Source organism: Pedobacter chitinilyticus (genome assembly GCF_003313385.1).
In the GTDB taxonomy this organism is placed as follows: Bacteria; Bacteroidota; Bacteroidia; order Sphingobacteriales; family Sphingobacteriaceae; genus Pedobacter; species Pedobacter chitinilyticus.
Window position 1 is genome coordinate 1101330 of sequence record NZ_QMHN01000001.1, and the last position, 13790, is coordinate 1115119.

Annotated in this window: 8 protein-coding genes and 1 tRNA gene; 2 read left to right on the forward strand and 7 right to left on the reverse strand. The window is 42.7% G+C overall.

Features of this window, described 5'->3' with window-relative positions; translation table 11 throughout:
• The first annotated feature begins 140 nt into the window (after positions 1 to 140).
• On the forward strand, positions 141 to 827 hold the full coding sequence (locus tag DUT70_RS04655) for a hypothetical protein (RefSeq protein WP_113646107.1): 687 nt from the start codon (positions 141 to 143) through the stop codon (positions 825 to 827).
• Positions 828 to 1203: 376 nt separating this feature from the next.
• Positions 1204 to 1383, forward strand: a complete 180-nt coding sequence (locus tag DUT70_RS04660) for a hypothetical protein (RefSeq protein WP_113646108.1) — start codon at positions 1204 to 1206, stop codon at positions 1381 to 1383.
• Positions 1384 to 1848: 465 nt separating this feature from the next.
• On the opposite strand, the gene DUT70_RS04665 is transcribed toward DUT70_RS04660, so the two are convergent.
• The 7 genes from DUT70_RS04665 to DUT70_RS04695 all read right to left on the reverse strand — a co-directional run bounded on the left by DUT70_RS04665 (position 1849) and on the right by DUT70_RS04695 (position 13751).
• On the reverse strand, positions 1849 to 3759 hold the full coding sequence (locus DUT70_RS04665) for a TlpA family protein disulfide reductase (RefSeq protein WP_113646109.1): 1911 nt from the start codon (positions 3757 to 3759) through the stop codon (positions 1849 to 1851).
• Between the two features lie 8 nt (positions 3760 to 3767).
• On the reverse strand, positions 3768 to 5219 hold the full coding sequence (locus tag DUT70_RS04670; protein ID WP_113646110.1) for a RagB/SusD family nutrient uptake outer membrane protein: 1452 nt from the start codon (positions 5217 to 5219) through the stop codon (positions 3768 to 3770).
• A 17-nt stretch (positions 5220 to 5236) separates the two neighbouring features.
• Positions 5237 to 8458, reverse strand: coding sequence for a TonB-dependent receptor (locus tag DUT70_RS04675; RefSeq protein WP_240432023.1), 3222 nt, complete (start codon positions 8456 to 8458; stop codon positions 5237 to 5239).
• Positions 8459 to 8681: 223 nt separating this feature from the next.
• The gene (locus DUT70_RS04680; RefSeq protein WP_113646112.1) at positions 8682 to 9692 is read right to left on the reverse strand and encodes a FecR family protein; all 1011 of its coding nucleotides are present in this window, start codon (positions 9690 to 9692) and stop codon (positions 8682 to 8684) included.
• A gap of 57 nt (positions 9693 to 9749) precedes the next feature.
• The gene (locus tag DUT70_RS04685) at positions 9750 to 10334 is read right to left on the reverse strand and encodes an RNA polymerase sigma factor (protein ID WP_113646113.1); all 585 of its coding nucleotides are present in this window, start codon (positions 10332 to 10334) and stop codon (positions 9750 to 9752) included.
• Between the two features lie 206 nt (positions 10335 to 10540).
• Positions 10541 to 10611: transfer RNA gene (locus DUT70_RS04690), tRNA-Cys, on the reverse strand.
• 494 nt (positions 10612 to 11105) lie between these two features.
• Positions 11106 to 13751, reverse strand: coding sequence for a zinc-dependent metalloprotease (locus DUT70_RS04695; protein ID WP_113646114.1), 2646 nt, complete (start codon positions 13749 to 13751; stop codon positions 11106 to 11108).
• Positions 13752 to 13790 lie beyond the last annotated feature (39 nt).

Genomic DNA, 13790 nt, shown 5'->3' on the forward strand with positions numbered 1-13790 from the left:
AATCCTACCATAAGAAAACTTTTCTTTTGATGCTAATGCTCTTCAAAAGAAAATTACTTCATTGGGTTCCATCCCTTAAATTCCTTATCTTTAGGTAGCATTTACATCGCCTTTGGATGAGGCACTTCTCATGAAAGCTTATGTCATTCCTAAAGCAAATTAAGGATATTACCATCACCAATGGGGATTGGTCCATCATACGGACTGATTTGTTAACCTTGGAGGGTTTGGTGCAGCAGATAGAAAGCCTGCCTTATACAGGTAAAGGTTTAGTAAAGGACGAAGTAATTGAAAACACCTGTTTTCCTCCTTTTTTACAGGTATTTTATTACCTTGTTTTTCAGTTGCGGCGCATTCCCGATGAAACGTTATTTTTTGAAGAGTACCTTAAATGGTTAGCGCCTACCGAGCTTACAGAAACCACCTTTACCTACAATGAACAAATATATAGCCGCAGTGGCTTACAGGCCAGGGCTTTGCGTACCTACCCTTCTTTGGTCAGAGATCTCCATTTTTATTATTTCTTATTGGCTTCGGGCAAATTCGAAAGTGTAGATTTTTCGATGTGTGCCGATTATGGCGAGGGTTTGGGTGTTTTGGTGACAAAAAACAAGGTCAGCTATGCGGTGTCTATATTGATCGATACCGATAGAGGGGCTGCATTTAAGGAAATAAAGGAAGGTCGACATGATTATCGCCATGTGACAGAAATTAAGCTTGCGGTTGGTTTTAATAAGCTGGTTAAAAAGGGGAATATTTACCTGTTGGGGGAAAAGCAATTGGCGTATTTGCTGGAGGAGATCAAGCGGATAGCAGTTGGCAGATAACAGTTTTCAGTTACCACTTTTCAGTTAGCACGTTTCAGTTACCAGTTTTCAGTTACCAGTTGACCAATAATCAGTTAAACAAATCACCAATCTTCAATAAACAATTAACCAAATAACCAGTTAAGCAATTAACCAATCACCAATCTTCCAACCAATGAACCATTGAACCAATGAACGCACAAACCTTCCAAACGCACTGCTGGCTTCTATTCCCATTTTGAGTAACACAGGGGAGAATTTTCATCGAAATAAATTGAGATTTCAGCAAAATGTCACGCCAAAATAAAGTTAACAGCCAATTAAACAAGCAGATACCTAAATCCCTATATTTACGCATAACATTTGCGCTGTCTTAAAGGATAATGCGAGAGGAATCATGGACATCAACTATCTTATCGAAAGTGGCTTATTAGAGCAATATGCCAAACATGAGTTAAGCGGCGAACAAGCCGTAGAAATTGAGGAACTTTTACAAACAAGTCTAGAGCTTGGAGAAGCCTTGGAAAAAATATACCTCCGACTGGAGCGCAACGAACACGGGGAAAATAATGATTAATGGTTAATGATCAAGGTTCAATGAACAGTTAGATAATTAACTAGCACATCCGAGAGGCGTGCTTGGGAATGGAATGCTGTAACAACAGTTAACCAATTAAACAAATCACCAGTTAACCTACCTGCATAAAGATCCTTCGTTACACTCTGGATGACAAATAGTCCAAAGTTCTTACTTCGCAGCTGCTTCGCGTTTTGAACGGAATGACTAATTCCCAATGAACTAATGAACTAATCCCTAACCACTTACTGCTAAAAAATAATTTAAAAGTGCAACAGGAGATCCTTCGCTGCGCTCTGGATGACAGGTAAACAGCGTTCCCGTTAACTAACCACTAGCTACTAACCACTAGCTACTAACCACTAGCTACTAGTTCCTAATTCCTAGCTCCTAGCTCCTAGCTCCTAAAAAAACACAAAAGGCCACGAAATTCGCAGCCTTTTATGTTTTTGTCTCGGTGGGTTGTTATTTTAAGAGCATGTCAATTTGTATGGGTAATTTTTTCTCGAGAATGGCCCCTTCAAAACCAATGGTCCTGAATTGAAGCTTACCTTCCTGATCCAACACCGCAATGGTAGGGATCACGGTAAAGCCCACCTTCTCTCCTATGTTCTTATCATTATTAAAATAAATAGGGAATGTGTATTGCGTATTGTCTTTGGCCCATTTTTGGGCATCTTTAATCGTATTATTGGCACCGCTATTCACCACCATAAACTTTACTTTAGGGTGGTCCTTATAACGATTGTATACCTGTTGGAAATAAGGCATTTCCTGCATACAAGGCACACACCAGGTGGCCCAAAAGTTCAAAATCACTACCTTGCCCTTTAAATCGGCAGCAGTAACAGCTTTGCCTTGTAAATCTACCAAACCAGTCAGTTCGGGCATAGGCTTGTTCAATACCTTTTTGCCAATTTCTTGGGTAAGTTGTTGCAATTCCAACTGCTCCAATTGCTTTACCTTTTTTTCAAACTCGGCAAGTGGTTGGTTAGCGGCTAAAAAATTCTTCTTGGCGGCTTTAAGCGCTACCGTGTCCGAAGGGTTCTTGAGCAATACCTTCCAAAGCGCATCAAAGGCCTGTTGCGGTTGCTGCGTACTTTCCAATACTTGGGCAGCATTTAGCAAGGCCGTGCGGTCGTTACCAGTATTTACAGACTCCTTAGCCAACTGAACGGCTGCAGCACTTTTACCCAACCTCAAGTTATTAATGGCTGCTAGCGCCAACAGTTCTGCTTTAGCATCGGCCACAGCTTGCTCACGTACCGTATCAGCCACAAAAGAAGGGATATAACCATACTCAGGGAAGAACCTGATGATGCCTACAGGCCATTGGTTCACCTTTGCCAAAGATTGTTGGATATAACCCAAAGCGGCACCAGGCGCCAATTGCTTTTGGGTAAGGGTTTCGGCAATTTCCTTATAAGTTTTGGGCAAATATGGACTTTCCTGCTTCAGCATTTTGTTGGCGTGGTAAATGGCCTTGGCCGAGTCGCCAATGCTCACATAAGTTTCAAACAACGTACTGTGTATGGCGTTAGAGCCATCCTTTTTAGGATCATCGCTTTGCCCCAATAAGGCCTGTAACTTCTGGATTTTTACTTTAGGATCCTTCTCTCTGGCAATGATACTCACGGTAAGGTCTTTACCCAAATCAGATTGCGGAAAACGTTCTCTAATCACCCTGCGTACCGAATCCACACGGGTTTTCTCGCCAATCATCAAATAAGCCATGGTTACCGAATTCATATTCCCTTGGCTGGTTGGATCTGACTCGAGCTTTTGGGCAATAATTTTATGGGCTTCTTCCCGATAGGCCAATCTTTTCGCAGGATCGGTATCGCTGTTCATCAGCACATTTAAACGGGCTACTTTAGCTTCGTAGTTATCGGGATAGTCACTCAGCTCCTTGTTCAGCAAAGCCAAACGCAAAGGTGCCAAGGGCACCGACTTTGGCTTTTGAGCCGAAAGGCTGTAGGATTCGTGCAGGTAACCACTTTTCACCCTTTTTTGGTCATCGGCATAAATCGCCAAATGGTAATGGGTTTCTTTATCAGGTTGGTCAATTTGGGTACCACTTTGCAGGTAAAAGGTAGCAAAGGTGGCATAACGCTGTACCACAAAACTGGCTTTCCAAAGGTTCCCCTCTTTTTTTAAAAGCATGCGCCAAGGCAGGTCGTAAAAGGTAGAATAGGTAAACACGGCCGTGATGTCCTTGGCATCAGCGCCAATCAGCGCACCTTTGGCACTAGGGTCATAGGTAATGGTCACCGTTTGTCCCCTTTGGGGCTTTTGAGGGCTGATTTGTACCGCATTTTGTGCTTGTACCTGCGCAAAGGCAAGTACAAGGAACAATATATTTAAAATAGATTTCATCTGAACAACTATTGGTTATAACCTGGGTTTGGGGTGAGGTTCACGTTAGATCTGATGGCTTCCGTTGGAATAGGAAACAGTTGAGCGGTAGATTTCCAAGCAGGTTTGGTTAACGGTAAGATATCATCGGCACGGGTTTTTCCAGCAGCACCAGTAGTACTTGGCCAACGCTTCAAGTCAAACCAACGGTGTCCCCATTCACAAAACAGCTCTACCCTACGCTCCTGCTCCACTTTGGCCATGCCGGTAGCAATACTAGTAGGACTGGCAAGGTCAGTCAATCCTGCCCTGCGTCTAATGACGTTCAGGTCATCCCTACCCAAATCATATTTCTGTTGCTGGATACGGGCTTCGGCACGAATTAAAAAGGCTTCTGAAAAGCGCAACACCATCGAATACTCGGTAGCCGGCGAACCTACGGTACCTACCCTTACTTTGTATTTGTAGGGATAGTATAAAATATTGGTTGGCGTGGCGGGTGCCGCATAGGTATTGATCCAGTAGGCTAATCTTCGATCACCTGTTTCGAAAGCAGGGATAATGCCATAGGTATCTTTGGTCATGCGGTACAAAGGCGAACTTACGGGCACAATGGTATTGCCTTCCCAAGTGTTACGGCCCAAAGAGAGATTCACCACCTGCAATTGCCAAACGGTTTCGTTGCTATTCTTTAAAAAAGCTTTAGAAAGATGTGCGGCATTAGCAGGATCGGCATTGTCCAACAGGCTGTAGCCGGTAGTGGCAATCACGTTACTGGCTTCAGTTTCGGCCAAGGCATTTTGTCCAGTGTACAGGTAAGCCCTGGCCAACATCAACGTAGCCGCAACTTTGTTAGGTCGGGTACGTTCGCCATTGCCAGCGTAGGTATTCACCAAAAGGTCTTTCGCTAACTTCAAATCATTAATCACCGAAGCATACACCTCGGCTTTAGGCGTTCTAGGCAGGTTGGTGTTTTTTCTTACATCAGCGGTTAAAATCAAAGGCACATCGCCAAATAAATTCACCAAATAAAAATGGCAGAAAGCCCTGATGAAATAGGCCTCACCCATTACTTGGTTTTTCACTGCTGGCGATAACTCGGTAGATTTCCCTGCACCTTCGATAATGGCATTGGCACGATAGATATAATTGTAAGGCTGCGACCAAAAGGTAGCCACATAGGGATTACCAGGTTGGATCGCATTGTTCTTAAACTCATCAAAGTTGGCAAAGGTAGCAGCGTAAACGAAATCATCAGCACTCATCGAACCTAAAAAGGTAGTGAGTACGTTAGCAAATTGATAGTTCACGGCATTCATATCGGCGTAAATCCCTACTACTGCAGCCGTTGCCGTAGCATCACTGGAAAATACAACTTTAGACGCCAATTCATCTTTAGGATCTGCTACCTCTACAAACTTCCTGCAGGCAGAGAGGTTAAGTAACAGAGCGATGGTTGATATATAATAAACGAATTTCATGTTCTTAATGTTAAAGGTTAAAACGATACTTGTACACCAGCGGTAAGGGTACGCAATGGCGGCAAGGCATAGCCCTTGGTTTCTGGATCGAAACCGTCATAATGGGTAATGGTAAACAGATTTTGTCCCTGCACGTAAACCGAAAGGTTACTGATGAACGATTTATGGAGCAGTTGACCAAAATTATACTTCAGGGAAACATTTTTTAACCTGATGAACGAGGCATCTTTCCAATTGGCGCTCGATAAGCGATAGTAGCTTTGGTAGGCATTGTAAATGGCCTGGCCCGAGGTAGCACTGGCTCCTGGAATATCGGTAAGGTCACCTGGTTTTTGCCACCTTTTTAAAGCGCTCTCGTCTTTGTTGATGCGCACCCCGTTGGAATAGCTTAAGTAGCCATAATTAATGCCTGGACCTTCTTGTTTCACAAATTGCAGGAAGAAATCTAAGCTGAAGTTTTTATAGGTAAAGCTATTTTGAATACCACCAAATGCCTTAGGTGCGGTATAACCTAACATTACTAAATCGGCAGGATCGCTAATGGCATTATTACCGTTTACATCCCTAAATTGCGGCACGCCATTTTGTGGATTGACACCTGTGTACTGAAAACCCCTTACGATGCTTAAAGGCTGCCCTATCTCGTAAACGGTTGCATAAGCAGACCCCTCGAAATCAGGATATTTCAGCAGTTTATTTTTAGAGAAAGTTAAATTGAACGAGGTATTCCAAGTAAAGCTTGGCGTATGGATGTTTTTAGAAGTGAACTCGAACTCAATCCCTTGGTTTTGTATTAAAGCTGGCAAGTTAGAAATGAAACCCGTAAAACCTGATTGTGGCGAAAGACGAAAAGGGATCAATTGATTACTGGTTCTGTTTCTGTAGATATTAGTGGTGAGCAAAAAGCGGTCTTGCAAGAAGCCCAACTCTAAACCTAACTCTGTTTTTTTGGTCTCTTCCCACACAAATAAAGGATTGGCAAAACGGGTTGGACTGATACCGCCTGAGCCGCCATAAGGATATCCAGTAGGGCTCCAAGTATCCAGGTAATTGTAATCGCCAATTTGATCGTTACCTACAATACCCCAGCTGGCACGCAATTTACCAAAGCTTAAAAATTTAAGGTTGTCGGCTACAAAGCCTTCATTGCTAAATAACCAAGCACCCCCAATAGAACCAAAGTTTCCGAATTGCTTTTGCGGACCAAAGCGAGAAGAACCATCTCTACGGAAGGTACCGTTAAGGATATATTTTTGATCGAAGTTATAAGTTAACCTACCGAAGATGGAGTTGTAACGGTATTTGGCATAATTGTAAGTTCTTGGCGTAACTACGGTAGCAGCTGTAATGTTTTCCAACATGCCATCGCTAATGTAACCACTACCATTTACCGATTGGCTTTCGGTAATGCTGTGCTGCCAAGTAGCACCTGCTAAGGCAGTTAACTTGCCTTTACCAATGTTTAAACTATACTCTGCCTGTGGCTCTATAATGTAAGAGTTTTGGGAACCATTGCCATAGTAGGCCAAACTGCCAGTGTAGGTTTGTGGGTTAAAGCTCAGCTTTGGATAAGTTTGGATCTGATTGGTATTATAGCGGTTAAAACCTCCCGTTACTCTTAAAGTAAGGTTGTCTAACACCTTGTAACTTAGGTTAAGGTCGGCCAAAATATTTTGTGACTTAAACTTATTGGTACGGTGCAAATAGGCCATTGGGTTTTGGTCGTTACCATACCAGTAATAAGAACCATCTGGATTATAGATTGGATAGTTAGGGGCAATGTTAAAGAAGCTCGTTAAATCGGTTGGCAGGGTGTTGTTCTCGTCGGTAAGGTATTTTACGGAAGTAATTAACTTCAATTTTTGATCTACCGAACTGTGGTTTAAGGCTAAGTTTAAAGCACCTTTGGTATAACCTAAATCGTTAGGAAGCACCGTTTTCTCGTTCCTAAAAGTTCCGCCAATTAAAAAGCTGGTTTGCTCGGTACCGCCTCTTACGGAAGTACTGATTTCGGTTAAGGGTGCCGAATGACCAATCAGTTTATCCAACCATTTTTGATCAACGTTTTGGTCCCATACCAATAAATCGGGTGCGTTAGAAGTAGTTGGGGTAATGTTATCGTTCACAAATGCTTCTCTGCGTAGTTGCAGGTAATCGGCAGTGCTCAACATTTTTACGGGGTTATTGGTTTTAGATACCCCCGTATAAGCATTTACGCTGAATTGTACCTTGCCTGCTTTCCCTTTTTTAGTGGTGATGAGGATCACCCCATTGGCGGCTCTTGACCCATAAATAGCGGTCGCATCGGCATCTTTTAAGATATCAATCTGTTCAATATCTGCAGGGTTAATGCTGTTTAAAGGACTTTGGTTGCCGTTGGCGCCGGTATATTGACTTAAGGAAGTTGAAATAAAAGGCACCCCATCTACAATGTACAAAGGATCTAATCCTGCTCCGATAGAGTTCTCGCCACGGAGTCTTACTTTATAGCCAGAACCTGGGTAACCTGTTACGGCAGAAATGTCTAAACCTGCGACCTGCCCTTGCAAAGCAGCCAATGGATCATTTACTGGGCGTAGGCCAATATCTTTGGCACTAATGGTACTTACCGACCCTGTATTGGCTCTTTTGGTCGTAGTTCCATAACCTACCACCACCACGGCATCTAAAGTACCTACATCTGGTTTTAAGGAAACATTCAGTTCGGTTTTACCAGCACGTTGTTCTACAGGGGTATAACCGATAAAACTGAACACTAAAATATCATTCGGATCGGCATTAATGGTAAAACGTCCGCTCTCGTTAGTCACCACGCCATTGTTGGTGCCTTTAATTTTTACGGAAGCTCCTGGAATAGGCTGTCCGTTTTCATCAGTTACTTTACCGCTAATTTGTTGTTGCTGTGCGGTTTGGTTAAGGGTCTTCGCTTCTTGGATCAGGATACTATTATTGACCTGTTTGTAAGTCAATCCAGTACCTGCCAATAACTCATCTAAAGTTTGGGCTACAGTTCGGTTGGCTTCGCTCAGGTTTAGGTTTTTAATGCTGGCTATTTCCGCTTTGCGGTAAGCAAACCTAAAGTCTGTTTGTCGTTCTATTTTGCTGAGTGCGGTTTGCAGGCTGGCATTGTTAAGGCCTACCACAATCACATCAGAAAGACGCTGTCCATACACCCACGATGCTTTTAGGGAAGTAATGGTGAGCAGCGCAGTGATTAATATTAAGGTATTTACCTTCATAAGAAAGACTAGTTTTTTGAAAAATATAGGAGTACAGCGCTCCCTTACGCGGTTTGCAAATGGCGTAGAATTATAATACATTGCGTTGGTTTTAGTAGTTAGAAAAAATTGATTAAGACCGTTTGATAAGTCCTGGTGGCCGCCAGGGCTTATTTTTTTATCTTCTCTAGTGGTTTAAGGTGGCGAGTGTAGGTATTTCATTTGCTGGTTTAGGTTAATAAAATTAGTTACAGCCTGCTCCGCTGAGGGTCAGGGTTTGCTGGGCGTTAACGGTTAGTTTGGTATTGGTAATATCGCCGATCACATTAAGCATCTGCGTCAGTTCGTTGCGTTCTAAAAAGGCGGCCGTAAATTTACATTGGCGCAAGGCTGGATTATCAAAATGCACCTTTAATTGGTAGCGTTTGGCCAGCAGGTTGGCAGCTTCTTCTAAAGTCACATCGTCCATAATGAGGTCGTCTGCTTTCCAAGCAATGGCTACCTTAGGATCGATATGGTCTTGTTTTAGCAAAGGCTGTATGGCATTGGCTTTCCAAGAGAGTTGTTGGTTTTGGGTTAGTAAGCCCAAGGTTTGCCCCTCTTTTTGCACTTTTACCTTGCCACGGGTTACCGTTACGGTTATTTGCGATTGATCTGCCGAGGATTTGATGTTAAAGGCAGTACCCAATACGGTGACGGTTAGCTTGCCTGTACTGATCACAAAAGGCTGCGCTTCTTTATGTTTTACGTCGAAATAGGCCTCACCTACTAGGGTTACTTTTCTTTCTTTCAGGCCTTCAAAACTATCAGGATAATCGATGCTACTGTTAGCGTTCAATTGTACCGAGGTACCATCAGGCAATTTCACCCATTTTTTGCCTGTTTGGGCAAGGGGCTTACTTTCTGCCTTGTTGATGACCACTGCTTGAGGTTGTGTTGAAGGGTTGTTGGAGCGTTGCAACCATAGGCCTACACTGGCTACCAATAAAATGGCAGCAGCACTATAGGCCCACCAGCGTTGGTTTGATCTCGGCTTGAATTGGCCCGCTTTACGAATGCCCTGATAGATGTTGGCTTTGTGCGACTCACTTAAATTGCTTTCGAAATGGTTTTCTTGCTCTGCAAGTTCCATTGCTGCCAACCATTCACTATCGTTATGGCCATCCTTAATCAAACTGATCACCTGCTCAATTTCCGCTTTGCTACACTGATTAAGTATATATTTCAGGAAGAGTTGTGTAATGGTGTTGTTCACTGTGTTGGAGGTTATTTAAAGTAATACACTTTAAAAACTCCTTACATTGACAACCTTTTAAGAAAAAAATAAAAAAAAGCTGAACAGCAGGGCGCCACTTTTGGCCAAGTAGGCTTTGATATGCTTTAAAGCCCTTACCATTTGCGTGTTTACGGTGCTATACTTAATCCCCAATTTATTGGCGGTTTGTTGGTACGAGTGTCCTTCTTGATGGCACAGGTCGTAAATGATGCGTCGTTTTTCGGGCATTTGCGATACTGCGAGCTGTATGATGGCGGCCGTTTGTTTCTCTGCCACTAGTGCTTCGGTATTTTGTGATAGATCGATGGCCGATTGGGTAATTTCTTCCGTCAACTCCTGCTCCTTGGCTACCCTCCTCAACGCATTTAGAGACTTATTTCGTGCAATGGCGAATAAATAGGGTTTAAGCGGTTTCGTGGGATCAAGCAAATCAGCAGCAGTCCATAATTTAATGAACACTTCTTGTACTACATCATCAGTTAACGGGGTTGATTTTAAGATGCTGAGCACGTAGGCATAGACTTGATTGACGTGCGATTCGTACAATACAGCAAAGGCCGACTGGTCTTTGGCTTTCAGTCGGGCAATAAGCTCTGGTAATTGTTGGTGGACGAATCGCATACTCTACAAATTTAGTAGATTATTCTTAAAAGAGGTTAAGGTAGTCAATTTTAGTTAAAAACAGGTAGCATTTAACATGAATCAACAAATTTTGACAATTACCATGAGGAATATAAACTTCTAGTATGCTATGATCTTCACCCCTTTTCTTCATCAAATCTTTATCAAAGAAAAGCCTTTGCATAGTGCAAAGGCTTTCTGTTTTGACGCCACGGGCGGATTCGAACCGCCGTAAAAGGTTTTGCAGACCTGTACCTCTCCACTCGGCCACATGGCTATATTGCGTTGTATTCATACAAAGATAGAAATAAATACGACTAATTTAGTAGTCTTTTATTTTTATTGATGTTTTTTGGTGTCTGTATGGAACGAGGAAACAATGATCAATTACCAATCATCAATTAACAATGATCGTCAGTGGGGACAACAACTAACCAGTTAAACGATTTAAACAGTTAACCAGCATTGGAGATCCTTCGCTACCGAAGCGTCGGTACAAGTAACGCTCTGGATGACAAGCAATGTCCAAATATCCCTCCACTCCTATCGGGATGACGGTGTAGGAACGGAACGAGTAATTAACCGATTAAACAAATCAACGACTAACCAGTTAAACCATTAACCAGTAAAATACACCCCGCCCGTTGGGCACCCCTTTAAAAGAGGGGAATTTAGGACACTAGTTATCTAAATACGAACTACTAGTCGCTAAACAAAAACACCCCATAGACAAAACCTACAGGGTGTTTTAATTTAAGCTAATGCTTATGATTATGATTTGCTTACAGCAGTTGCTTTATCAATCAAGAATGACAATGAAGCTCTGTGCGCTTTAGTTTGTTCGTCGGTGCTGGTAGCGGTAGCTAACTGACCTTTGATTTTTTGTAAGGTAGATAGTGCAGCAGCTTTGCTGGCATTATCGTAACCCGCTGGCGCTGCCACAATCGCGGCAGCAGCTTTAACGTATTCTGTTTGTAGGTTTTGACGGTATAGATTCACGTTTCCTTTCAAGTCAGCAGCGAAGATATCATCCGTTAAATCATTCAATACGCTTGCCACCGAGTAGGTGTTGCCGTATAAACCACTGTTGTTGATTCTGCTTAAGGTACTAGGGTGTAACAATTGGGCCAAAGTGCTTAATTGCAAGCCTAAGAAGGTGCTTTGCGGTTTGATATCCTCGTTATTACCAAAGAAACCAAATCCTCTACGTTGAATTTGCAGGTAAGGGAATAAAGCTTTATCTGCATCAAAAGCATTAGGGGCAAATACATAAGTACTCAACAATGCCAATGCTTTCTTTTGGTAAGCTTCTGGTACTGGTGTAAAAGGAGCCGTAGTGGTTTCTTGCCCTACAAAGCTACGGTCTACATATACCCCGCCAATGTAACGGCTTAATGCGGCGGCCATACTGGCACGCTGACCGTTTAACTGCTGATATTTACTGCGCAGATTTTGGTAGCTCTCCCCTGGTTTTGCAAATCTTTCTTTCAATTTAGGGATCATGCTATTGATCAATTTGAAACGATCTTCGCCATAAGTTACCATATCGTTGGTTTGGTCGTTCACGTTCACTCTTGGATCAATACCACTGCCTGGGCTACGCATATCATCTGCATCGTTACCAAAAGCCAATTGTGGATCGGTACTTCTACTTAATATTTTGTTCAAGCCAGCCTCTTCATCTTTCTCTTCAAATGGTGTATAACCATATTCTATCGCCCATAAATCGTAAGGACCTGCTTTGGTAGTGTAATAATCACCTTGTTTGCTACGGTCGCTGCTTACGTTAATGGCTGGATAATCCATTACCGAACCTTGTAAACCAATTTTACGGGTTAAGGCCTTATCGTTCATTTGTGCTGGGCTCAACATTTGGCTAGCTTTCATGTTGTGGTTTAAGCCTAAGGTGTGGCCCATTTCATGCATGATCAAATAGTATAAGAACTGTTTGTGCATTTCTTTAACGGTTGCTGCTCTAGCGGCTTCAGATACGTTGGCATCCAACACCTCAATAGCGGCTAAACCCGTTTGGTATTGCATGCTTAATTCTTGTGCCAAAGAACAAAAAGCCATGTGGTTTTTATCATTATGGTTGTGTGCTCCTTGTTGGGTTAAGGCTAGTGCTTGTACTGGGTTTTCCCAAGGCAGGTTCATGGCCATAGATGGTCCACCGTTGTACAAGTCATCTTGTACGGCAGTACCTGCACCAGATTTCCACTCTACGGTAATATCAGCGCCTAAAATTTGTCCTGTTAAAGGGTTGTAAAAGCTTGGGCCAATAGCACCATAAGACGGATAGGCAGAAGAAACCCAACGAATGACATTATAGGAAATATCAGAAGGATCCCAAGTGGCATTATCAGGCATTTGTTTCATGACCACCGCATTTTTGAAACCCGCTTTTTCAAAGGCCTCGTTCCATTTTTCGCCAGCTTCTTTAATGATCGAGCGGTATTCTACAGGCGTGGTATTCTCAATCCAGAAAACAATTGGCTCTACAGGTTCACTTAATTTTGCGTTAGGATTTTTCTTTTTCAAATACCAACGGCTGATGAAATCTTTGTACGGTGTAGCACCTACAGAAGTCAGGTTATCTACCTCGGCACCAAAATAACCCACTCTAGGATCATCTTTACGAGGTCTGAAATCATTTTGAGGAACTTCTAAGAAAGAGTGCTGCATTTTCACGCGAACATACCTCGCATCGGTAATATCTTTACCACCACCATTAAATGGCATTGGGTTATCGTAGGCAAGGTCTACTACCACATCGGTATTGCCGTTAAAAGATTTTACGGTTTGGTATTTTGATTTAGCAGCGTTTAAACTACCCAAAACAAACATGGCACCAGGAGGCACACCGGGAGGCGTTGTTGGTTTTACTGGATCAAGCTTGTCGCTCAAAAACAGGCCATCTACCGAAATAAGGTAACCGCCTTCGTCTTTTGCACTAAATTTATCGACAAAAAACACGGCATCCGATACGTCTACGTTGGCCGCTTTGCTTACTGGATTGGCAGGATCGTAATAGAATGCGGTATTCTTCTCCAAAAACTCGATTTTGTCATCCACCTGTTTAATGCTGAACAGTTTGGTGTTTCTGATCATGTTTTGGTTAAGGAACAACCTGGTAGGACCACCCATCGAAAAACTCTGATAGATATAATCTTTGTTCAGTTGATCTTTTTTCACATACAGTTGTAGGCTACCTGTAACGGTGTCTCTGTACAGCGTAAACAGTCCGTCGATTTTTTTGCTCGATTTGGTTTTGTCTGCTACGGTTGGTTTTGGAGGGGTTGGTGGTGTGGTCACCTTTTTGGTGGAATCGGCAGGTTTGTCTGCCTTTTTTGTTTCCTGAGCACTAGCGGTGAAAGCAAATAGCGCCGCCGCAGGAATTAACCATAAATGTTTCTTCATTTTTAAGTTAGTTAATGTGTGTTGATTAAGCGTGAGCAG

Coding starts and splice junctions, on each gene's coding strand:
- DUT70_RS04655 (WP_113646107.1), top strand. CDS start 141: ATGTCATTCCTAAAGCAAATTAAGGATATTACCATCACCAATGGGGAT.
- DUT70_RS04660 (WP_113646108.1), top strand. CDS start 1,204: ATGGACATCAACTATCTTATCGAAAGTGGCTTATTAGAGCAATATGCC.
- DUT70_RS04665 (WP_113646109.1), bottom strand. CDS start 3,759: ATGAAATCTATTTTAAATATATTGTTCCTTGTACTTGCCTTTGCGCAG.
- DUT70_RS04670 (WP_113646110.1), bottom strand. CDS start 5,219: ATGAAATTCGTTTATTATATATCAACCATCGCTCTGTTACTTAACCTC.
- DUT70_RS04675 (WP_240432023.1), bottom strand. CDS start 8,458: ATGAAGGTAAATACCTTAATATTAATCACTGCGCTGCTCACCATTACT.
- DUT70_RS04685 (WP_113646113.1), bottom strand. CDS start 10,334: ATGCGATTCGTCCACCAACAATTACCAGAGCTTATTGCCCGACTGAAA.
- DUT70_RS04695 (WP_113646114.1), bottom strand. CDS start 13,751: ATGAAGAAACATTTATGGTTAATTCCTGCGGCGGCGCTATTTGCTTTC.